The organism is Paenibacillus sp. y28, from assembly GCF_037137075.1.
GTDB lineage: Bacteria > Bacillota > Bacilli > Paenibacillales > NBRC-103111 > JBBBNV01.
Genome location: NZ_JBBBNV010000018.1, coordinates 1 through 21,490, shown reverse-complemented (window position 1 = coordinate 21,490; position 21,490 = coordinate 1). Strand labels below are relative to the sequence as shown.

The following is a 21,490-nucleotide window of genomic DNA, read 5'->3' as shown; positions in this document are numbered from 1 at the left end:
AGCCCGTTCAAATAACATACGTCGTGCCCGGCAATTGCCCTTGCAGCGAGCCCGAATCCAGGGCAATGACCGTTTCTTTGCCGCTGCTGCTAAAGGAACGCAAGTGCGGGACGCACTGGCTGTCAATGCTGATTTGGAACTGCCAGGCTTTGTGGGCTCCGTCCAAATGGGATTTGGTCAACACCCGTTTCATCGTACGGTGCGGGACAATAATGAAGGCGTCGGCCTGTTCACCGCCTAGCTTCAAATGAAAATCCAGCTGGTCCTCCAGCGCCTGCTCGCCGGAGCCCTTGCTTAGAGCGAAGCGGTAAACATACGGGTATTTGCGGATAGGCGGGTAGCGCCTGGAAAACATCATGAAGCAGCCTGGCTCCGTTCGTCCTGTTGCAGCACGCTTCGTAATCGCTTTCATTTCTGTATGAAGCTGCTCCTTCCGCTGACGGATGTGATCGAGCGCTTGCTTATGGGCATCCTCCATCGCCTTCACCTTCTGTACGATTCCATCTGTTACGGCAAAGGGCACGGAGGGCTCCACATAATGCTGTTTGAGGTACATCCGGTCAGCGCCGGTCAGCTTGATTCTCACCATAGCCTCTACATTCCCGCTCCCGTCCAGGCACCAGCCGCTTGAGGTGAAATTAGCCGAGCCGGTATAGGCGGCCTTGTCATCCAGCACGTACAGCTTCGTATGCAGCCGATCCAGCGTGCGTATGCTGAAGCCGGCCCGGCGAAGCATAGCCAGAGCCGCAATATCCACCGCGCCTGAGATGTAATCAAAGCCCATAGGAATCGTAATCATGGTGAGGCTTTTGCACGAGTCAGGCAGATTGTCGAGCAGCTGCTGAACCGCCGGATACGTAATATAAGGTGAAACGATCGTTACCGATTGTGTACATTTGGCCAAATCAGCCAGAAAAACAGCGGAAAACGTATCTCCCAGTAATTGTGGCATAACAAAATCCCCCCGTTCTCAGCGTAGCAAAACGAGAGGATTGTTGAAAGGACTATTTTTTTGTCGATTTCGGAATGACGACATGCAGATGAGTGCCTTGTCCGGGCGCAGAATCCAAATGGAAGGTGCCGCCCACGCTTCGTGCCCGCTCCTCCATGCTAAACAGCCCTACGCCTTTCCAGCGCAGCCCGGAATCGAAGCCCGCGCCTTCATCATCAATGAGCACGTGGACCCGGCTGCCGTTCTCGCTAATCGTCACGCTGGCTTCGCCAACCCCCGCATAACGGTGAATGTTCGTCATGGCCTCCTGAATGATCCGGTATATGGTCGTTTCCACTTGAATATCAAGCCGCTCCCGGAGCGTGGAATCCAGCTGAACCCGGATGCCGGTATGCTCCGTGAACGCCTGCAGATAGGAACGAATCGCGGGCACAATGCCCAGATCGTCCAGCACCGATGGCCGCAGCTCCCGGGAAATGGTCCGCACCTCTTCAATGACATGCGACAGCTCCCCGCGAAGAGCCGCGACTCCTTCATGCTGCTCTCGGGTCAGGATACGGTCCATATGAATTAAAAGGCTGAACAGGCTTTGGCCGATTCCATCATGCAGCTCGCGGGAAATCCGCTTCCTCTCTTCCTCCTGAATACGCATCATACGGAGCATCGTCTGCTGAAGCTCTTCCTCCACACGCTTCAGCTCCGTCACCTCATTGCGGATGGCCAAATACTGATACGGCTTGCCCTGCTCGTCCAGAAACGGAACAATGGTCGTGTTAACCCAGTAATACGTCCCGTCCTTGGCTTTATTTTTCAAATCGCCCCGCCATACATAGCCCTCCGAGATGGTCCGCCATAGGCGCCGCATCGTGTCTTTGCTGTGGTAGCCTGAATTGACGATCCGGTGATCGCTGCCGAGCAGCTCTTCACGGGAATAGCCGGAGATGGAGCAAAACTTGTCATTGACATACCGGATCATGCCCCGCTGATCCGTCATCGCCACGATAGACGATTCGTCCAGCGCAAATTTCAAATCCAGCAGCTGCTTGAGCGAGGTTTGCAGCTTCCCGCGCATGGCCTCGTCCAAAGCCCCTTCCTGCCGCAGCACAGCCATAAGCTCAGGCGCATGCTCGCCGATAACCCCCCGCCGGCGGTGGTGGCCTTCCGGCTCCCGATCCGCCGCGGCCTCATCCTGCCCCGCGGGCCGGAGCCATTCCGCACGCTCCGGCTTCAACGGGAATACTGGGCGTTCATCCCATTCTTGTTCCTTCTCCAAATCGCTACTCAAATTGCAGCAGCCCCTTTTTTAACGCATATTTAATCAATTCCGGACGGGATTTCAGGTTTAATTTTTCCATGACATTGCTTTTGTGAGTTTCTACCGTCTTCACGCTAATACAAAGCTGCTCGGCGATTTCCTTGTTGGAATATCCTTTAGCTGTCCAGGCGAGCGTCTCCTTCTCCCGTTCCGACAGCGTCTCATATAAGTCCGTGTTCTCGCCATGGCGGACTCGCTCCGTATATTCACTCATCAGCCGTTTGGTAGCGCTCGGATTCAAATACGCCTGCCCGGACGATACGGTACGGATCGCTGTCAGCAGCTCATCGTGCGGGGCGCTTTTCAGAATATAACCGGACGCTCCCGCCCGGATAGACTGCAGCAAATATTCTTCATCATCGTGCATCGTCAAAACCAGCACCGCTACCTCCGGCATCTGCTTCTTCAGCTCCGCCGTTGTCGTCATACCGTCCTTGCCCTGCGGCATGCTCAGGTCCATCAGCACCACCGACGGCCTCAAATCGGCCGCCTTCAGCAGCGCTTCCCCGCCTTCAGCCGCCTCTCCGATGACCCGCATATCCGGGCGGGCGTCCAGCAGCATCGACAGACCGGAGCGCAGCATCGCATGGTCGTCAACGATCAGAATCGTTATCATCCCATTCCTCCATATGAGGGTCTCATCCTGCTCCTCAGGGTTATCGTTTCATGTCATATCCCTAATGATACATGATGCAGCCCCCTGCTGGCTATGATCGCGATGCTGCGGCCTGTACCTTTATTCGTTCGATGCTTCCCCCTTCTCATGTTCCCCCCGCAAGGAGGCCTCATTCCGGTGTTCATGCTCATGCTCCTGACGGGAGCGGCAGCCGCCACAGCAAGCTTTTCCCGGCCGTTCCGCGTTTTGACTGCTGCAATGCTCGTGCTCATGGGGATGCGCCATCTTCCTCGTCCTCCTGCAGAAACGTTTTCCTTCAGTATGCTCCCCCTTCACAGTCCCGCGCTGTAACAAAAGTCACAGCTTGTGATAAAAAAATATTCCCGGCACCTGCTCGGCCCGGGAATTTGATTTAGACAGGATTATGCTTTCCGCCTGTATGGAACCTAGGATGAAGCCGGGACGATAAAATACGGATCGGTCTCCTGCAAAATGACGCTCAAATCGTCCGCGTTAAACACTTCGTCTCCGTTCCAATCCTGCCTGCTGGAAGGGCTATTCAAAAACTGCATCAGCGCGTCCAGCCGTATTTTGGCACCGGGCTCGCTGCCCGTCGCAGCGCGGATAGCCTGACGTACAGGCGATTCTTGCGCCGTGTCCTCGCGGGTAATGCTCAGCAGGTACACCTTATAATTGGCGGCATTATTCGGATCCTTGACCGTTATCGCGAACAGGTTCAAGCCCGTTTCCAGCTCCAGGGCTTGAGGCGATATGAACGGCTGCTGGTTCATCTCCACCTCAGCCCGCAGATCGTACACTGCGGCAGTTACGGACACGGCACTGATCCCGGCAGGCACACTCAGCGAATAGTACAGCGTATTTTTATCAAAATGAATCGTACCGGGGGTCACCGACAGGCCTGCCAAATCCGTAGACACCGGATCATCTACGCTGAATGCGCGGTATACATAGATTCGATACGTATCGCTACCCGATTCCCCTTCATTAGGACTGGACACGGTTACGGTAATGACGTTCATCCCTTCCGTCAGGTGTACCGTTTTGTGCCCGGTCTGTGTTCCGTTAATGTTCAATACCGCCCGATTATCGCTAGGCGCCGCAGTAACCGTAATGTCGTAAACACTGCCTGTCACCGCTACACTGTATTCCTTTTGGGCCGGATCAAAAGCGACCGAAGCCGCGCTTAGCGACAAGCTGCCCAGCTCCAACGATACTGGAGCCGGCGTGCCTTTCACCACCGTAATGCTGTACTCCGTGTTCTGTCCGGAGGCGGAGTACACATCGACCGGAATTACGGTTACCTGCGATGTCGGATTCAGCAGCACCGTTTTTGATACACCGCTTGAAGCAATAATGCCGTTAATAGATAACGCCGTTGCAGCTTGATTGCCCGCAGCCTGAACCTCCACAGCATCCGCGTAGCTTGGCACAGTTACCGTGTAAGACAGCGTACCTGTGGAGAAGGCCGGGGACATCGTGCCGGGAGTCACGATAAGTGAAGCCAGCCCGCCCCGTTCCTGAATGCCGACCGTTCCCGGCACAGTGCTGGTATACTCGGCCACACGGGTATAAATGCCAATTGTGACAGCCCCGTCCGGCACAGGCGTATGATCCGGTATGCGATACGACACCGTCGGACGCTGCGCGTCGGGAAACACCCACCTGTCATAAAAAATTCGCGCAAGGGAGCCGACCACTTGATTGCTGCTGTCCATAAAATAAATATCAAAGGCCGTCGGCGTGTTATAAATCTCTTCATTGGTCCAGGTCAGAAGCCCTCCGATTTGTCCGTCAACCGGGTCCGTATCCAAAAACGTGACGTTCTGCGGTGCCGCATAGCTGAAGCCCGCTTCCGAATACGGGTTGGGCAGCGGCTCCGGCAAAGCTCCGTCTATAGCCAAACGATCCGCAAGGAGCAGCGGCACTTGCACCGGCCCGAGGGTGCCGTCTTCCAGCTCAACCCCAAGGTAATAGCCCTGGTAAGCTTCCGTGAGGCCGGCCGCTGTAATCTGCGGCAGCCCATAGCTGTATTGATCGGCATTCGCTGCCGGAATACGCGCCACAATTTCAGATTCGGAGCCGTATTGCCCTGCCCTGGAAATCACATAAGCGGCAAACAAGGATTCGGCGCGGGCTTTCGGCCATACCGCCAGCGGGCTAATCACATGGGATGCCGGGCTGTCGTCCTCCAGATGTGCGTCTGGAATAACCGGCACATCCCACAGCTTGACGACCGCAGGCGTTCTCTGCTCGTTCACCCCGTCCCAAATGTAAAGCTGCAGCCATGCCGCGCCTTCGGGCACAATCGCACGCAGCACCTCAATCCAGTAATAGCCGTATTGGTCCAAATTGACCGGCTCGGCCACCAGAGGGACGCTGTCGAGCTTCGCACCGGCGGCATTCTCGAAGTACACACGGTACTCCTGAATGGTATCCTCGTCGATTTGAGGCGCCTCCCAGGATATTTCGCCAGAAATATACCCCGCCTCCAAATCCGTATCCTCAAATTCGAGCTGGGTCGGCAGGTTTTCCGGGGACAGCTCGAAAGAGCTAATGATCAGGTCGTCCGCTTCTTCCGAAATCCGCAATTTTTGTGATTCTTCCCCATATTGAATGCCATCCGCAGCAAAGGCGGGAATGACAATTCTGTAATAACCGGGCGGCAAGCCGCTATACTGCGCTCCGCCTTCAGCAGCCGAGCTCAAGAAACTGGCATAAGAGTAAAAGCCTTCATTGCCGCCCATGACTTCAATTTCAATCGGAATCCCCGCTTGAAGACCGGATTTGCTCCACAACGTAACCGGCACCTGCAGGGTCCTATCCCCCGGGGAAATGATATATCCGCTGCCGTGGTTATCATAGACGGTGACCGCAATATCACCAGGGCTCGCCGGGTTATCAGGGTCTGGAGTAACGAGATTATTGTACGTCGTCACCCTAAGCTTGTAGGCTCCGGGAGAAAGTGGAGTGTACAATCTGCGGGATTGATGGGAGCCGGGCGAGTAGCTGGTGTACGTCTCTGTAAACTGAAGCTCGTCGCCGGTCAGCGAATAAACCTGAACGCGGATTTTATTGGCTGTCGAATCTGCGGGAACCTCATAATCCAACGTGAACAAAAAATAACTGTCAACACCGACCTCAAGCTGGTTCAAATTCGGCGTGCTCGCTCCGGCGGCCGACGGCCGAAGGAACAGGACGGCCATTAGCATTAGAAGCCCGGCAGCAAGCAGCAAGCTGCACCGGCCGCTTCTGTCCGGATATCCCCTCATGGGTTGATTCATGATGTTATTCCCCTCTCTCTGCAGCCCGACGGGCGCATAATCTGGCAGCATTCGGTTTCAAGTTATGTTGATGCCGGAATACGGCGGCATGATGACGGTTCGTGACAAGCTTTGCAGAATGCCTATCTATAACTATAGTGAAAATAAAGAACGGCATGAAGCGAACATTCGTTCTATTTTTGGTAATGTAACCCCTTTCACGCAAGAAAACAACGCCTAATCACATCAACTGTTCAAAAACAACGTCCAATGCCCGCAAAACCTGACGAAATGCGGCAGATTCCGCTGCTGCATACATCGCATTTAAGCGCGCAGCTGTGTTTAACGCGTCCGCTAATGCAGGGGGACCGGCAGACGAACCGGGCTTTCGAAGAACAGCCTCATAATCGGAAAGTGCTGTTAAATTAGCCTTGCCGGTAATTCGAAGACAAGTGGGAAATACTAGAAGCATCTGCGGCAGGCCCGGACTGCTGCTTACCGAGGAGGACGAAATGGATAAGCCCCTTATTGTTCAAAGCGACATGTCGGTTCTGATCGAAACAGGCCATCCCCGGTTCGCCGAAATTCGCAGCCGTCTAAGCGCCTTTGCAGAGCTGGAAAAAAGCCCTCAGCACCTGCATACGTACCGCATGACACCGCTGTCGCTCTGGAACGCCGCTGCCGGAGGCCTGACGGCCGCCCAGACAACGGATGTGCTGCGGCAGTACAGCAAATATCCTGTGCCGGGCACAGTGCTGCGGGAAGTGGATACGCTCCTGGGACGCTTCGGCCTATTGCGGCTGGAGCGCTGCGGCACAGAGCTGCGCCTGTACAGCAGCGATCCCGCCGCGCTGGCCGAGCTGCGGCGTTACCGCAGTCTGCAGCCGTATTTGGCGGGCCGCGACGAAGCTGACGGTGACAAGGGCACCTCCTGCGGCCCGGACTCGCCGGGAGCAGAGCGCTCGCCCGCCGCATACGCCGGCGCAGATTCATACGTCACCGTACACAGCCCGTACCGCGGCCTAATCAAGCAGGAGCTGCTGAAGCTCGGCTTCCCGGTCAGCGATATCGCCGGTTATACCGAGGGCTCGCCCCTGGACATTGCCTGGCGGGAGGAGACTCGGACCGGCGTAGCGTTTCGGCTGCGGGAATACCAGCGCCAGGCTGCGGACAGCTTCTACGCCGGAGGCTCGGACTTCGGCGGCAGCGGCGTGCTGGTCCTGCCCTGCGGCGCCGGCAAAACCGTCATCGGCATTGCCGCAGCCATCGATGTGCAGGCCGAGGTGCTTGTGCTGACATCAAGCGTTACCGCTGCCAGACAGTGGATTCAGGAATTTCTGGACAAAACAACGCTCGAAGAGCGCCAAATCGGGGAATATTCGGGTGAACACAAAGAGATTCGCCCGGTGACAGTAGCGACTTATCATATTGTGAGCCACCGGCCGGCTCGGCACAGCAGCTTTCCCCATCTCGATTTGTTCTCGCTGCGCAACTGGGGGCTCATCATTTATGACGAGGTGCATCTGCTGCCTGCGCCGGTCTTTCGCATCACTGCGGATATTCAAGCCAAACGAAGACTCGGGCTTACAGCAACACTGGTCCGGGAGGACGGCATGGAGCAGGACGTTTTCTCCCTCATCGGCCCCAAAAAATATGATTTGCCGTGGAAGGAGCTCGAACAGCAGGGCTGGATCGCCACAGCGGCTTGTACGGAAATCCGGCTTGATTTAACCCCGGAGGAGCGGAGCCGGTATACCGAGGCGGGCAAGCGGAGCCGGGCCCGGATCGCCGCTGAAGCCGAGCGCAAGCTGGATGCGGCGCAGCGGCTGCTGGAGCGGCATACCGGGGAGCCGGCCCTTGTCATCGGGCAATATCTGGAGCAGCTTCAGAGGCTTGCCGGCCGTCTGAATGCGCCGCTGATTAGCGGCAGGATGCCTGCCGGAGAACGGGAGCAGTGGTTCAGCCGGTTCAGAAGCGGCGAAATCAAGGTGCTTCTCGTCTCCAAGGTCGCGAATTTCGCCATTAATCTGCCCGATGCAAGCATCGCTATAGAGCTGTCCGGCCAGTTCGGCTCCCGGCAGGAGGAAGCCCAGCGGCTGGGTCGGCTGCTGCGGCCGAAGCCCGACGGGCGTACCGCCCGCTTCTACACCTTGGTGACACGCGGGACAAGGGATGCCGAGGATGCGCAGAAGCGCCAGCGCTTTTTGGCGGAACAGGGCTACACCTACGAGATTGAAGAATGGGCGCGGGTCAAAACGACGCCGTCCCGCCTGGAGCGGCCGTTACCGGTTTGACCCGTCAATACGTGTTGCTTGTCCCGCCGTAAGCAAAACCAGAACAGCCCGGTGCCCGGGCACGCCTTCATTGGCGGTTGTCCGGGCACCGGGCTGTTATTTTGACCGAATCGCTGACCGCGGTAAGCCGCTGCCGCAAATGGCAGCCGCACGGCGCAGCGGGATTTGAAATGAAATGGCTTACTTGCCTTTTCCCGCATCGAACGAGCTTTTTAGCGATACGATCCGGTTGAAGACCGGCTTGCCAGCCGTAGTATATTTCGAGTCGACATTGAAGTAGCCATGCCGGAAAAATTGAAACTTATCCTGCGGCTTCGCGCTGCCGAGCTGAGGCTCAACAAAGCCCTGCAGCACCTCCAGCGAATTCGGGTTAATATGCTCCAGGAATGACCCTTCGCCGTCATCCTCGGCATCATCGTTCAAAATCGGCTCAAACAGCCGGAATTCAGCCGGTGCAGCCTGTGTGGCCTCGATCCAGTGAATGGTTCCTTTCACCTTGCGGCCTGTGAAGCCGCTGCCGCTCTTCGTCTCCGGATCGTAGGTGCAGCGCAGCTCGATCACGTTGCCGTCCGCATCCTTAATCACTTCTTGGCACTTGATGAAGTATGCATGCTTCAGCCGAACCTCGTTGCCCGGATACAGACGGTGGTAGCCCTTCGGCGGCTCCTCCATGAAATCATCCTGCTCGATGTAGATCTCCCGGGAGAACGGGATATGGCGGTTGCCCATTTCCGGCGCTTCGGTGTTATTTTCCGCTTCAAGCTGTTCGATTTGCCCTTCCGGGTAATTCGTAATGACCACCTTGAGCGGCTGCAGCACCGCCATCGTCCGCGGCGCCTTCAGCTTCAGATCCTCCCGGATGAAAAAGTCCAGGTTGCGCGAATCCACCAGACTGTTGCTGCGGGAAACGCCAATCTCCCGGCAGAAGGCGCGAATCGCCTCCGGTGTAAAGCCCTTGCGCCGGAGCCCGCTAATTGTCGGCATCCGCGGGTCGTCCCAGCCATCGACGACGCTCTCATCTACAAGCAGCTTCAGCTTCCGCTTGCTCATTACCGTGTTGGTAATATTCAAACGGGCGAACTCGTACTGTTTCGGCTGGCTCTCCATTTCGCATTCCGCAATGACCCAGTCGTAGAACGGGCGCTGATCCTCAAACTCCAGTGTACAAATGGAATGCGTCACGCCTTCAATGGCATCCTCCAGCGGGTGGGCAAAAGCGTACATCGGATAAATGCACCATTTATCGCCGGTGTTATGGTGAATCGCATGTGCAATACGGTACAGCACCGGATCACGCAGGTTGATGTTCGGGGAGGCCATATCGATTTTGGCGCGCAGCACCTTCTGGCCGTCCTTGAATTCTCCGGCGCGCATACGTGCAAACAAATCGAGGTTCTCCTCCACGCTGCGTCCGCGGTGCGGGCTGTCCTGGCCCGGCTGGGTCAGCGTACCGCGCGTTTCGCGGATTTCATCGGCTGACAAATCACAGACGTAGGCTGCGCCTTTCCGGATCAGGCGGACTGCACGCTCGTACATTTCCTCGAAATAATCCGATGCAAAGAACAGCCCGTCCCACTCAAAGCCAAGCCATTTGACATCTTCCTTGATGGCTTGTACATACTCGGCGTCTTCCTTGAGCGGATTCGTATCGTCCAGGCGCAGGTTGGTGCGGCCCTTAAATTCGTCAGCCAGCTCAAAATTCAGGCAAATGGACTTTGCATGGCCGATATGCAAATACCCGTTCGGCTCCGGCGGGAAACGGGTTACAATTTCCTTCACCTTGCCCGTATTCAAATCCTCCGTCACGATGTGCTTGATAAAATTAGACGAAGTGGCTGCAGCCGTGTTCTCCATCCCCATCAACAACCTTTCTTTACGTTGGATAGCAAAAAAATAATTACTTTCTATCATACACAAAATGGATAGCAGTTATAAAGCCGGAAATGAAACATTTTTTCACATGCGAATCGGTTTGCAGCAAAAAGCCCTGATTTCTCAGAGGAAGCCATGCATTCCCCTGAAAATCAAGGCCGGATTCAGCTTGATGCTTATTGATGCTTTGATGCGTAAGCGATTGAATCAAAAGGCTGCCGCCAGCTGCTTCGCCTTGGCAATCGCTTCTTCCTTGATGCTTTCCGCCCGGTCCGGGAACTGATTATGTCCTTCTACGAACAGCCCTTCCAAGGTCGGTATGCCAAAAAATTGCATAATGACGCCAATATACCGGTGGCCCATCTCCATTGCGGCTGCGGGGCCTTCGGAATAAATGCCGCCGCGGGCTTGAATGTGAAGCGCTTTTTTGTTGGGAAGCAGCCCTACCGGTCCTTCTGCGGTGTATTTGAAGGTTTTGCCGGCCATACATACGGAATCCAGGTACGCCTTCATCACAGGCGGGAACGAGAAGTTCCACATCGGTGTCACAAAAACATATTTATCCGCCGCTACGAATTGGTCTGTCAGCTCGCCTAACCGGCCCACCTTGGCCTTCTCCGCAGCAGACAGCTGATCGAAGGAGCCTCCGGACCGCAGCTTGCCCCAGCCGCTGAACACATCGGCATCGATAGCGGGAATATCGGCGCGGTATAAATCCAGGTGAACCACCTGATCTCCGCTGTGAGACGACTGATAGGCATCTATAAACGCCTTGCCGACAGCCATACTGTAGGACTGCGTATGATCGTGAGGATGCGCGGTAATGTACAATAAGGTTGCCATATGGACCGATACCTGCCTTTTCATAAAGTCAAAGTCCCTATTAGCCTGCGCTGTCCTGGCCGCGCTATACATCCGCAGCCTCCTCCAAATCGGTCCAATCACGTGGTCGACCGACCGCCGTCATACAGCAAAACACCGCGCGCCGGGAGCTGCGCGCGGTGCGGAACTTCCTTTAAGCCTGGTCCCGTCGGGAGAAATCGAGCATGACGGTCAAGCTGAGCAGCGTCACAAGAATCGTTGCGCCCATATCGGACAAAATGGCGATCCACAGTGTAAGCCACCCCGGAATCGTTAAGAGCAGCGCGATAATCTTCAAGCCAAGGGCAATTCCGATATTCCACTTGATGATCCGGTTGACCCTTCGCGCAATCATAATCGCGTCAGGCAATCGTCCGAGGTGATCCTGCATAAGCACCACATCGGCTGTTTCCAGCGCGCTGTCAGTCCCTTTGCCCATCGCAATTCCGAGATTGGCGGAGGCCAGCGCCGGGGCGTCATTCATGCCGTCCCCCACCATCGCGACGCGCCCTGCGGCCGCCAATTTCTTCACCTGCTCCACCTTATGCTCCGGGAGCAGGCCGCCCTGCCAGTCCGTCACGCCGACCGCGCGGGCCACCCGCTCCGCTGTCCGGGGATGATCGCCTGTGAGCATGACGGTATGACGCACCCCGCGGCGGTGCAGTGCGGCGATAACCCCGCGGCTTTCCTCGCGGATTTCGTCCTCGATGCCGAGCAGGCCGAGCACTTGTCCGCCGCAGGCCGCCGCCACCAGCGTCATGCCCTGCTCCTTCAGGCGGGCAATATCGTCCCGGACCTCTTGAGGGAGCTGCAAGCCGGCGGCACTCTGCTCATTGCCGACAGTCACCGTCACCCCGTTCCAGAAGCCGATCATGCCCTGCCCCGGTACCGCACGAATATCGGTAAATGCCGAGGTATCGGCACAATCAGCCGAAGCCTTGCCGGCGGCCTGCTCCTCCACATAACGCAGCACCGCTTTGGCCAGCGGATGAGAAGAGCCCTCTTCCAGCGCGCGAAGCACGGTGTAGAACCGGCTCTCATCATAAACAATCGCCGCTTCAACCTTGGGCTCCCCTTTGGTCAAGGTTCCTGTTTTATCAAACGCAAGCGTATCGATATGGCCGAGCTGCTCCAGATGCACGCCGCCTTTAATCAGAATCCCCATCCGGGCGCTGCGGGTAATGCCCGATATAATGGCAATCGGCGAAGATAGAATAAGAGCGCAGGGGCAGCCGACAATCAGAACAGCCAGCCCCTGATACAGCCAGGTGTCCCACGAGCCGCCCAGCACAAGCGGCGGAACGACCATCACAAGCACAGCGATCACCATAATAACCGGCGTGTAATAACGGGAAAAGCGGTTAATAAACAGCTCCGTCGGTGTTTTCGTATCCTGGGCTTCTTCGACCAGATGCAGAATTTTCGCCAAGGAGGAATCCTCGAACGCCTTGGTCATCCGCAGCTGCAGCACCCCTTCATTATTCAAGCTGCCGCCGTACACCGCATCTCCGGTCACCTTATCCACCGGCAGCGGCTCTCCCGTAATAGCCGCCTCGCTTACCGAGCTGCGGCCGCTGATCACGACGCCGTCGGACGGAATTTGCCCGCCGGGGCGCACCAGCACAATATCGCCTGCCTGCAGCTGCGCAACCGGCACAACCTCCTCCCGGCCGTGAGCAAGGCGAATCGCTTCTTTCGGAGCAGCCTGAAGCAGTGCTTCCATCGAGCGCCGGGCGCGTTCCATGCCCATGCCTTCCAGCCACTCATTGACCCCGAACAAAATCGCAACCAGGGTAGCCTCCTTCCATTCCCCCAAGCCGATGGCGCCTATCAGAGCGATGGTCATCAAGGTATCCATATTAAATCGAAGCTTCATCAGGTTGCGAATACCTTTGAAGAAGGTCGTATAACCGCTACTAGCGATAGCCGCCAAATAGAGCGGAATGACGAGCGCCCCGGAGGCATTGTCCTGCAGCAGGATCGCCGCCAAATACAGAACAGCGGCTGTTCCGAGCAAGGCCTTCATCAATACGCCGCTGTTATGCTCGTGGTCGTGATCGTGGCCGTGTTCATCGTAGGAATGCGCATGAGCATGGCCGTGAAGCGCTTCAGAACGATCTTCAGCTGCCCGGTACCCCGCACTGCCCTGACGGAGTTGATGATCATGGCTGCTGTCTGCTCCGCCATGATCATCATGGCCGCAGCAGTCCGCTTCGGAAGGCTCATGACTGCCATGAACACCAGCCATAGCCAGCGGACGGACCATAGCTCGCGGTTCCTGCTGTTCTTGCCCGGCAGCGGCTTCACAAGCTGCAGAGCCCGCTGAAGTCCGGCCTTCCGGCTTCACCAGGCGCGCGCCCTCCCTGCGCAAAATGTGCTCCACCTCGTCCAGCTGTACCCGCTCATCAACCAGAAGCTTGCTGCTGTTATACTGCAAACGAGCCGTATCGCCATAGGCCAGCTTTTGAATTTGTTCTTCCATTTGAGCGGCGCAATGGCCGCAGGACAAGCCTTTTACCCGGTATTGCATCATGGCCGTTCACCTCTTTGCCTTTCAAATCGTAATCATTACATCAAAATGAATATATGAGTAATTATTCATATGTTAATCTTATTGTACCCTTATTATGTTTTCCCGCGCAAGAGCAACTTACAATTTGTTATACTAATGAAAAACGACCCTGAAAGGTGACTGCCATGGAATCCATCATTTCCGATACATGCGAAGACGGGTGCGGCGGAACAAACACCCTCGAAACCGAGCGCACCGAGCGCCTGCTCCCCGGGCATTCCGCGGCAGCGCTTGCGGATTTGTTCAAAGCGTTAGGCGACCCGACCCGCATCAAAATGATTCACGCCCTGCTGCCCGGAGAGCTCTGTGTGCACGATTTGGCCGTCCTGCTGGACATGGGCCAATCCGCCATCTCCCACCAGCTGCGTTATTTGCGCAACCTGCGTATCGTCAAACGCCGCAAAGCAGGCAAAACCGTCTATTACTCAGTAGATGACGAGCATATCGAACAAATTCTTGTTCAAACGCTGCAGCACCTGGGACATGAGTAGCTTTTTCCGGCTTACCAGGGCTGTAGCCTCGTTCCCGGTAGTATCTCAGTAAATCCACGCGAAGCTTCCGCTTCATCCGGCATCGGGACGGGGCACGAATACGCCAGACCCTGCAGCTTTTGCTCTGACAGTATATTTCGCTGCGCCTCCTTGTGTTCCATTTTTCCGGTGAATCCGTCTGTACGGATGTGGGGAACCGAATTTTCCCGCCGATGGCTGCCAGACGTACCATATCACCGAAAAAGAGCATCGTTTTGTTATGACGGACCATGGTGTTTTCCGGAAAAATGAGCTATGGCGGCAAACCATTGATAAGCAAACCGGAAATATGCTGGACGAACGCCTGCTAAAACGGAGCTTCTGCGAGGTGTAATACAACGTGAATATAGACTCGCAGACCTCGCAGGGAGCTGACAGCAGGACAGCAGGTTTCTAGATGGCTGGGGCCGGAGCAGCATATATTTCCCGAAAAATGATATTCCAAATGCCCGGCGTGTAAAGGAACGGCAAGCCAGCCAGCATAAAAAAACGATCCGCCGGGAGCAGATCGTTTTGTTTAGGTATTAGGTATAACAGTCGCTTTAAATGGGGAGCAGCCGGATCGCCAGCTTTTTCTCCAGCCGCTCCACCATCTCATTCCACTCCTGCGGCTTATTGGACAGGACGGAATAATACCAGCGGAGAAATCTCGCCACCAGGTCCGCCGGCACCTCATGCACATTTTTTTCAATCGGCATGAAGCAGAAGTCCAGTCCCGTTACAGCTTGACCATCATTCTCCCAGGAAGGATGCACATAATCGAAATCCAGCTTTTGATATCCCAGATGACTCAGCACCTCCCGGCGCACATAAGGATCCATCGGCTTTACACCGCCAAAGTCATGGTCCTTTTGCCGGTACGGATTATAAATTTCCGCAAACATGCCGTACAGATTTTTTCCGTTGGCCTCCGCCAAAGCGATAAGATCCTCCTGCCGCTTCACAAATAAAAACCGGCCGATGCCCAGCTCCGGCTGCCCAATAATCGTAAAGTCCGTCATCGCAACATTCAGATCCTGAACGTAACGGTATTCCGTCGCCCCGACCACCTTGCCTTCATGGACGGCAACAAACACACGGATGTCCGGGTCCTCCAGCGGCTCCTTCCACAAATCGAACGCCAGCACCTCTTCCGGCGGAAATACCTCCTGCATCAGCTGATGCATACTTGCAAACAACGGGTCCTGTATACTTGTTATCCGTTGGTATTTCATCATTATGCATTCCTCCCCAATTCCTAGCTTTCGGGCGTGTTCCCGTCCCTAGCCTACCATTCCGTATTGTAAACCATTCCCAGATGAGATACAAATATTTGAGCGATTTTCACCCGAATTTTGGCGTTTTGGTTTAAAAAAGGTTCATTATTGAAACAAATCTCCGTTTTGCTGCGTCTGCTATGTATAACGAAGGAGGACATCCCGCTTGAAACCTGTTATTTTGCTGTGCGGTCTGATGCTGCTGATCTCCTGCGGCTCCCATATGCAGGCCCCGTCCTGGGTTACAGGCTCCAAAGCCTGTCCCCCGTATGCCACAATAGAATACGTTGATGCCCTGAAGATCAATGACATCCGATATACGCGCAATTTTCACGAGAGTGACCTGGCTTCGCTGAAGCCTTCCGGACAGGCCGGTGAAGTCGGTTATATGCTTTCCGGTCATGCCTGCTCCGATTATGAGCTGCAAAATGGCGATGCTGCCCTGCTCCCGGAAGGAACGGTGATCTATGCGGTAGAAGGCTACAACCCGGAATTCCGGCTTCTGGCCAATGGCGAGCTGTATGAGTCGGCAAACCATTCGAAGGCCAAGGTTCTCTCTGACCTCATGGATATTCAGGGGAAAATCACCGGGATCCGCTTTGAAGGCACGGACGATGGCGCCCCCCTGTCCGGCTTCTCTCCGGAGGCCGTCCGCCGGTTTGAGGAGGAATTCCTCAAGCTCCCCTACATCGGCTTCGGTGCCATGTATAAGCAGACCGGCGACCTGAACAGGGACAACTATTTTTTGCGCGTTCATCTGCAGGACGGCTCCTCCTTCCGCATCAGTTACTGGCCCGGGCACCGCGCTATCACTCCGGGAGCGTTCGTCACTGAAACGCTGGATACCCTCATCCAAACACAAAAAAAGGCAGCCCCCTAAGCTGCCCGAAACCTGATACGATAGCCTATCGTCTCCCGCAGGGCCGCCCGGCCGGATCAATAAACGATACGCTGATTTCTACAACGTCCTGCATTACGCTAGGATCACTCACTGTATGGGGCTGGGGCTCACCAGCCGAAATCCAGTGATTTGCCCGTTTCCACCCAAGTTTTGATATGGCTCAAAATCATCCACCAATGCTTCTCTGCATTGCCGTACGAAGGATGGTTGTCCGAAAAGCGATCATTCACCAGCTTCAGCTTGGTGCAGCCTCCAGTCTGCTCCAGTGTGAAGGTCACTCTTGATTCCAGCTCCGCGTGGTTTGCATAATACGAAGGTCCCGGATGCTCGATATAGCTTAACATCTGGTTCGGCACGCAGGCCAGAATGGTTCCGTAAACATGAACCGTTGCCTCCCCATCCTTGCCGGGGCCTATATATTCAAACGCGTCCCCTTCCCGGAAGGTCGAACGGATAACACATCCGAAGAAGGTTTGACGGGTGCCCTCCGGTGAAACAAGGGCGGCCCACACTTGCTCCGGCTCTGCGCCGATATAGAATTCATAGTTCAGACTCATGATTTTCTCTCTCCTTATAGATTCGTCGATTTACCGGATCAGCCGCTGCTGTCATTCAGTATAAACCGGGAAGCGATAGACGTATTGTAAAAACACGACACCTGCAGACAGGAGTGACAACCATGAAACCAACTGTTCCCACGCCCAGTATGGGTATCCTTCAACTCCACGAAGCCGGGGAAAAATTCCATCTGTCCCGATATGCGCCCTCCGCACAGCTGAGCCCGTTCGTTAAGCATTATTGGATCGTCAGCTGGGATTTATCCGGGGAAGAGCCCCACGCCCAAGACGTTGTCCCGAACCCGTGCGTAAATCTGGTCATTGAGGCTCAACGAAGCGGCATTTACGGCGCCGCCAGCAGCAAATATACAAAGATTCTTGAGGGAACAGGACACGCCTTCGGCGTCAAATTCCGCCCCGGCGGATTTTATCCGTTTCTCCAGTCACCGCTCTCCAGACTTACAGATCAATCGCTGGCGCTTTCGGATATATTCGGCCCCGGAGCCGAAGCTGAGGCGCAGCAAATCAGATCCGCACCATCACCGGACGCCATGATCGCCCTCGCCGAAGCCCTGCTTCAGAGCAAGCTGCCGGAGCCGGATGAAACCGTTCAGTACATCAATACCATGATCGATCGGATACAGGAAGACCGTCATATTACGAGAGTGGAGCACATCTGCCAGCAATTCAGCCTGAATATCCGGCGGCTGCAGCGGCTGTTCAACCAGTATGTCGGAGTCAGCCCCAAATGGGTCATTCAGCTGTACCGGCTGCAGAATGCCGCGGAAGCGCTCGATCTGGATCGCGTTCATGCGGGCCCCGGCCTCTCCGCCGATTTGGGCTATTATGACCAATCGCATTTTATCCGGGACTTCAAAACCGTCATTGGCAAAACACCGGAGGAATACGGCCGCAGATAAGCAGCCGGGAATTTTCGGTATAACGGCTGATACAGCTGTACTGCCGAATCGGAACTTGCCTTCAGCATCACCCGCATGATTTGCCGGGCTATCTAACGGCATGGGAGTATTGGAAGAAGCAGGTTGAATGACCTCAGCAGAACGTCCCCTGAAGCTATGCTCAGGGGACGTTCTATATCAAGAACGCTTGCCCGATCATCATCACAGCGGGCAAGCGACACAAGCGCCGACATACAGTGAAGCACCGCTTGCGGGGAGCTGCGCGCAGCGCAGTCCTCTGTCGCTCAACTGAAATAAGCCTCCGCCAGCTTTCGAGCCATACGAGTAGCCAGCGCCTGTGTGGTCAGTGTCGGATTCGGCCCCCCGATGCCGTTAAAATGCACACTGTTGTCGGCGATAAACAGCCGCTTGACCTGGTACGCCTCGCAATGAGTATCCACGACAAAGCCCATCCGCATGGTGCTTTCCAAATGGAGCATCCAGCCCGCCGGGGAATCCGACCGGATGATGGTTTGGGCACCGGCCTGCCGCAGCGTTTCACATGCATACCGGGCCAATTGATCCCGCCGCTGAAGCGTTCTCCGGTTCGGCGTGTAATGGATGACAGGCACGGGGCCATGCTCATCCCTCCACAGCGGATCCACCTCTACCCGGTTGCTGTATAGGGTATCGTCATCCGTGAGCAGCAGCATCGTCATCGTACGGCTGTAATTCGCCATCAGCTCCTTGAGCTTCGGACCGACAACCCGGCCCCGAATATCCCACGGCTCTCCGGGCTCCGGCGGATTGAGCATATCATAGCCCGCCTCACTAAATCCGTAGGTCAGATTCGCCATAATTCCGGGGCTAAGACAAGAAACCTGAAATATTCCGGTACCGGGAATATCCACCCTCGCACCGGAGGTATGGCCGACATAGGGGTACACGGACGGAACACCCAGAATCGACATCAGGTCTTTCTCATCAAACACGCCGCCCACCCAGTCAAAATAATGATTGGTCAGCCCCCTCCCTACCCAGGCATTATGGGGCAGACCGGAGTTGAACCAAAGCCGGGGCGATTCGATACAGCCAGCAGCCATAACGACTGTTCTGGCGGTCAGCTCGCCGATTTCGCCTGTCCAGGTGTCACGGAACTGCACGCCGGAGGCGCGCAGCCCCCCTTTCGGGTCACTTTCTGTCAAGATTTGGACCGCAAATGAATTGGGCCGGATCGCCACCCGGCCTGTTTGGAGCGCCAGCGGAATATAACTGACCAGCGTGCTTCGCTTGGCAATTTTATCCATAGACGGACCCGCCGTACAGCCGTTCATACATTGTCCCTTGAGGGTACACCCTTCCATATGATCGAATTGATCCATAGAGTACGCCGGGTCCATCAGATGCGGATTTGGCGGCAGTATTGCATTGGGGTTCGGCCTATATCCCGGCGTGACAACATTCAGCGTCGGATTGAGTGTCCAGCCAGCTTTGCGGGCCCCATAGTAAAATAGCTCCTCCTTGGGCGTCGTCGGCGAAAATTGCACAGGCAGTGTAGCTTCCACCTGTTCATAATATGGAATCAGCTCCCGGTAGCTAATCGGCCAAACATCGTCAATCGCCGCAGGAAAGGCACGCGGTGATTGGGTCCAGTAATGCTGCGTAGTCCCGCCAACCCCGGATGCCTGCCAAATCGCCCCTTTCTGCCGCATGATCCGGTACCAGGGATCCCGGTGCCGATCCGCCGGACCGAACCGGATTACACCCGAAACCTTATCATTCATATTGTTCTCATAGGCGTTGTATATTTTTTTGTAAATCCCTACGTCCAAATCGGCATGACTGGAGCTCCACTGGCCTCCCCTCTCCCGGTTAGGGTCCGGCCATTTGCTGTTTCCATACCACGGCCCCGCCTCCAGCACCAGCACGCTCAGACCCAGCTCACCAAGCTCCTTGGCCGCCACTGCGCCGCCTCCGCCCGATCCAATCACAATGACATCTGCATCAAGCATCAGAAGCTTCCCCCCCCTTCCCGTTGAATCGTCAGCAAGAAGCCGCGCAAGGCCCGGTAACCCTTGGCTACCCCGGGGTAGCCAGCCTGACGCCAGCCGGTGGGAAAGCACTCCAGCACCCGTTCTGTCGGCGTTCTCAGACGGGTTGTTCCGTACGCAGACCATTCTGAATAAAAGCCGAACATGGTCGCCCAATTCAAATAATCCGCCATAAATCGTATCAGCCCGCCATCGTGCCGGTACGGAAGGGGAAAAGGCCCTATATCCATATCCAGCTGCTCCAGCATCGCCAGCACCCGAATCCGGTCGCAAGGCGATAGGCTGGCAAACGGCCAGCCGCCACTGCTAGTATAGCAAGGGGGGATTAGCGCCTTGCCGGCCGCAATATACTGGGCAGCCCCTTCATTAAGCATTGTGGCGGTTGGCGCAGCGAGTGGAATATTCGCCAAGCCGAGGCAGCAGGCCAGCGCCAGACTGTGGTCCAGTTCCCATATTAAATATTCATGAATCCCCAAATCTGCCGCACCGGCCCAGTACTCCGCTCCAGGTCCCCCGGCGCCCGGCGGCATACCCGGCACGATCGCCTCAACCAGCGCTCTGAACGTCAGCCAAGCTTCGGAAACAGCGCCTGGCCAGCCGTTTGCCGCATCCATTTGAATCCCCCCTTTGCGTATATCTCATGATGAATCTATCCCCGGTAATGCTAATCGAAAACGTCCCTCTTGCCGTCAAAAAAAGTGTTCCATCTCAATATTCGATGAAGAATGCCCCATCTAATCTATACATACGGGATTCAGCGGATTATATGCGCCGTGCGGATAAATGGACGAAATCCAATGACCTTTTGGCACAATTTCACCTCAGCACTTCAATCCGGATGATGGTAGACTTATACTTAGTGATACTGCCAGGAAGTCGTCGTACCGGATAAACCGAAGGAGGTCGCCACCTATGCTGCGACAAGCTGAAGAATCGGATTTGCCTGAAATTCTGGAGATTTACAATGAGGCTATCATACATTCAACCGCCGTCTACACCTACGAGCCGCAAACACTAGAAAACCGGCTGCACTGGTTTCGTGACAAACAGGAAAACGGTTATCCCATTCTGGTTATAGAGGAGGCGGGGCATGTAATGGGATTCGCCACTTACGGCCCGTTCCGGGCATGGCCCGCATATAAATATACCGTGGAGCACTCTGTCTACGTGCACAAGGATTATCGCGGACGGGGAGCTGGGAAGCTGCTCATGCTCGAGATCATAAGCCTCGCTGAAAAGAACGGATATGCCACGCTAATTGCCGGGATTGACGCCTCGAACCATGAAAGTATCGCATTACATCAGAAGCTGGATTTTACCTGCTCCGGTACGATACGAAGGGCAGGCTATAAATTTGGAAAATGGCTCGATTTGACATTTTACCAGCTTGATTTGACCGGACCTTCCGAACCGACGGAGGGATAGCGATCCCACCCGAATACAAACCGCCTTGTAACTAGTGCTATATTCCGCAAATAGGCCAACGTTTAAACGCTCAGGGCTTTACCCTTGTATGCCCATTTGAAAGGCTTG

General features: G+C 55.5%; 17 protein-coding genes. 5 read left to right on the top strand and 12 right to left on the bottom strand.

Annotated features, from left to right (window positions below):
* Positions 1 to 7: 7 nt before the first annotated feature.
* The 5 genes from WBG83_RS14795 to WBG83_RS14775 all read right to left on the bottom strand — a co-directional run bounded on the left by WBG83_RS14795 (position 8) and on the right by WBG83_RS14775 (position 6,185).
* The gene (locus WBG83_RS14795; protein WP_336745901.1) at positions 8 to 952 is read right to left on the bottom strand and encodes a phospholipase D-like domain-containing protein; all 945 of its coding nucleotides are present in this window, start codon (positions 950 to 952) and stop codon (positions 8 to 10) included.
* Positions 953 to 1,004: 52 nt separating this feature from the next.
* Complete coding sequence (locus WBG83_RS14790) at positions 1,005 to 2,063, bottom strand: PAS domain-containing sensor histidine kinase (protein WP_336745983.1); 1,059 nt, start codon at positions 2,061 to 2,063, stop codon at positions 1,005 to 1,007.
* A gap of 166 nt (positions 2,064 to 2,229) precedes the next feature.
* Positions 2,230 to 2,883 carry a response regulator transcription factor gene (locus WBG83_RS14785; RefSeq protein ID WP_336745900.1) on the bottom strand — a complete coding sequence of 218 codons (654 nt, stop codon included), beginning with the start codon at positions 2,881 to 2,883 and terminating at the stop codon, positions 2,230 to 2,232.
* A 120-nt stretch (positions 2,884 to 3,003) separates the two neighbouring features.
* A complete protein-coding gene (locus WBG83_RS14780; protein ID WP_336745899.1) occupies positions 3,004 to 3,168 on the bottom strand; it encodes a hypothetical protein in 165 nt (54 codons plus the stop codon).
* A gap of 161 nt (positions 3,169 to 3,329) precedes the next feature.
* Positions 3,330 to 6,185, bottom strand: a complete 2,856-nt coding sequence (locus WBG83_RS14775) for a cadherin-like beta sandwich domain-containing protein (protein WP_336745898.1) — start codon at positions 6,183 to 6,185, stop codon at positions 3,330 to 3,332.
* 491 nt (positions 6,186 to 6,676) lie between these two features.
* Here WBG83_RS14775 and WBG83_RS14770 point away from each other — a divergent pair, with 491 nt between their 5' ends.
* Entirely contained in the window at positions 6,677 to 8,458 is a 1,782-nt protein-coding gene (locus WBG83_RS14770) for a DNA repair helicase XPB (protein ID WP_336745896.1), read from the top strand.
* Between the two features lie 180 nt (positions 8,459 to 8,638).
* On the opposite strand, the gene WBG83_RS14765 is transcribed toward WBG83_RS14770, so the two are convergent.
* The 3 genes from WBG83_RS14765 to WBG83_RS14755 form a co-directional block, all read right to left on the bottom strand.
* A complete protein-coding gene (locus tag WBG83_RS14765) occupies positions 8,639 to 10,312 on the bottom strand; it encodes a glutamine--tRNA ligase/YqeY domain fusion protein (RefSeq protein WP_336745982.1) in 1,674 nt (557 codons plus the stop codon).
* A 225-nt stretch (positions 10,313 to 10,537) separates the two neighbouring features.
* Positions 10,538 to 11,173 (bottom strand): FMN-dependent NADH-azoreductase, encoded by a 636-nt coding sequence (locus WBG83_RS14760; protein ID WP_336745895.1) that lies wholly within the window; start codon positions 11,171 to 11,173, stop codon positions 10,538 to 10,540.
* A 172-nt stretch (positions 11,174 to 11,345) separates the two neighbouring features.
* Positions 11,346 to 13,724, bottom strand: a complete 2,379-nt coding sequence (locus WBG83_RS14755) for a heavy metal translocating P-type ATPase (protein WP_336745894.1) — start codon at positions 13,722 to 13,724, stop codon at positions 11,346 to 11,348.
* Between the two features lie 164 nt (positions 13,725 to 13,888).
* Between WBG83_RS14755 and WBG83_RS14750 the strand changes: the two genes are divergently transcribed.
* Positions 13,889 to 14,254: an ArsR/SmtB family transcription factor gene (locus WBG83_RS14750; RefSeq protein WP_336745893.1), complete on the top strand. Its 366-nt coding sequence runs from the start codon at positions 13,889 to 13,891 to the stop codon at positions 14,252 to 14,254.
* Between the two features lie 581 nt (positions 14,255 to 14,835).
* On the opposite strand, the gene WBG83_RS14745 is transcribed toward WBG83_RS14750, so the two are convergent.
* Positions 14,836 to 15,507, bottom strand: coding sequence for a GNAT family N-acetyltransferase (locus WBG83_RS14745; protein ID WP_336745981.1), 672 nt, complete (start codon positions 15,505 to 15,507; stop codon positions 14,836 to 14,838).
* Between the two features lie 208 nt (positions 15,508 to 15,715).
* Here WBG83_RS14745 and WBG83_RS14740 point away from each other — a divergent pair, with 208 nt between their 5' ends.
* On the top strand, positions 15,716 to 16,429 hold the full coding sequence (locus tag WBG83_RS14740) for a hypothetical protein (RefSeq protein WP_336745892.1): 714 nt from the start codon (positions 15,716 to 15,718) through the stop codon (positions 16,427 to 16,429).
* A gap of 128 nt (positions 16,430 to 16,557) precedes the next feature.
* Here WBG83_RS14740 and WBG83_RS14735 read toward each other — a convergent pair whose 3' ends face one another.
* On the bottom strand, positions 16,558 to 17,007 hold the full coding sequence (locus WBG83_RS14735; RefSeq protein WP_336745891.1) for an SRPBCC family protein: 450 nt from the start codon (positions 17,005 to 17,007) through the stop codon (positions 16,558 to 16,560).
* Positions 17,008 to 17,129: 122 nt separating this feature from the next.
* On the opposite strand from WBG83_RS14735, the gene WBG83_RS14730 reads away from it, so the two are divergent.
* Complete coding sequence (locus WBG83_RS14730) at positions 17,130 to 17,927, top strand: AraC family transcriptional regulator (RefSeq protein WP_336745890.1); 798 nt, start codon at positions 17,130 to 17,132, stop codon at positions 17,925 to 17,927.
* A 284-nt stretch (positions 17,928 to 18,211) separates the two neighbouring features.
* Here WBG83_RS14730 and WBG83_RS14720 read toward each other — a convergent pair whose 3' ends face one another.
* Together WBG83_RS14720 and WBG83_RS14715 are read right to left on the bottom strand one after the other, a co-directional pair.
* Positions 18,212 to 19,918 (bottom strand): GMC family oxidoreductase N-terminal domain-containing protein, encoded by a 1,707-nt coding sequence (locus tag WBG83_RS14720; RefSeq protein ID WP_336745889.1) that lies wholly within the window; start codon positions 19,916 to 19,918, stop codon positions 18,212 to 18,214.
* Positions 19,918 to 20,571, bottom strand: coding sequence for a hypothetical protein (locus WBG83_RS14715; RefSeq protein ID WP_336745888.1), 654 nt, complete (start codon positions 20,569 to 20,571; stop codon positions 19,918 to 19,920). The genes WBG83_RS14720 and WBG83_RS14715 overlap by 1 nt, the downstream gene beginning before the upstream one ends.
* Before the next feature lie 298 nt (positions 20,572 to 20,869).
* Here WBG83_RS14715 and WBG83_RS14710 point away from each other — a divergent pair, with 298 nt between their 5' ends.
* Positions 20,870 to 21,382: a GNAT family N-acetyltransferase gene (locus tag WBG83_RS14710; RefSeq protein WP_336745887.1), complete on the top strand. Its 513-nt coding sequence runs from the start codon at positions 20,870 to 20,872 to the stop codon at positions 21,380 to 21,382.
* Positions 21,383 to 21,490: the final 108 nt, after the last annotated feature.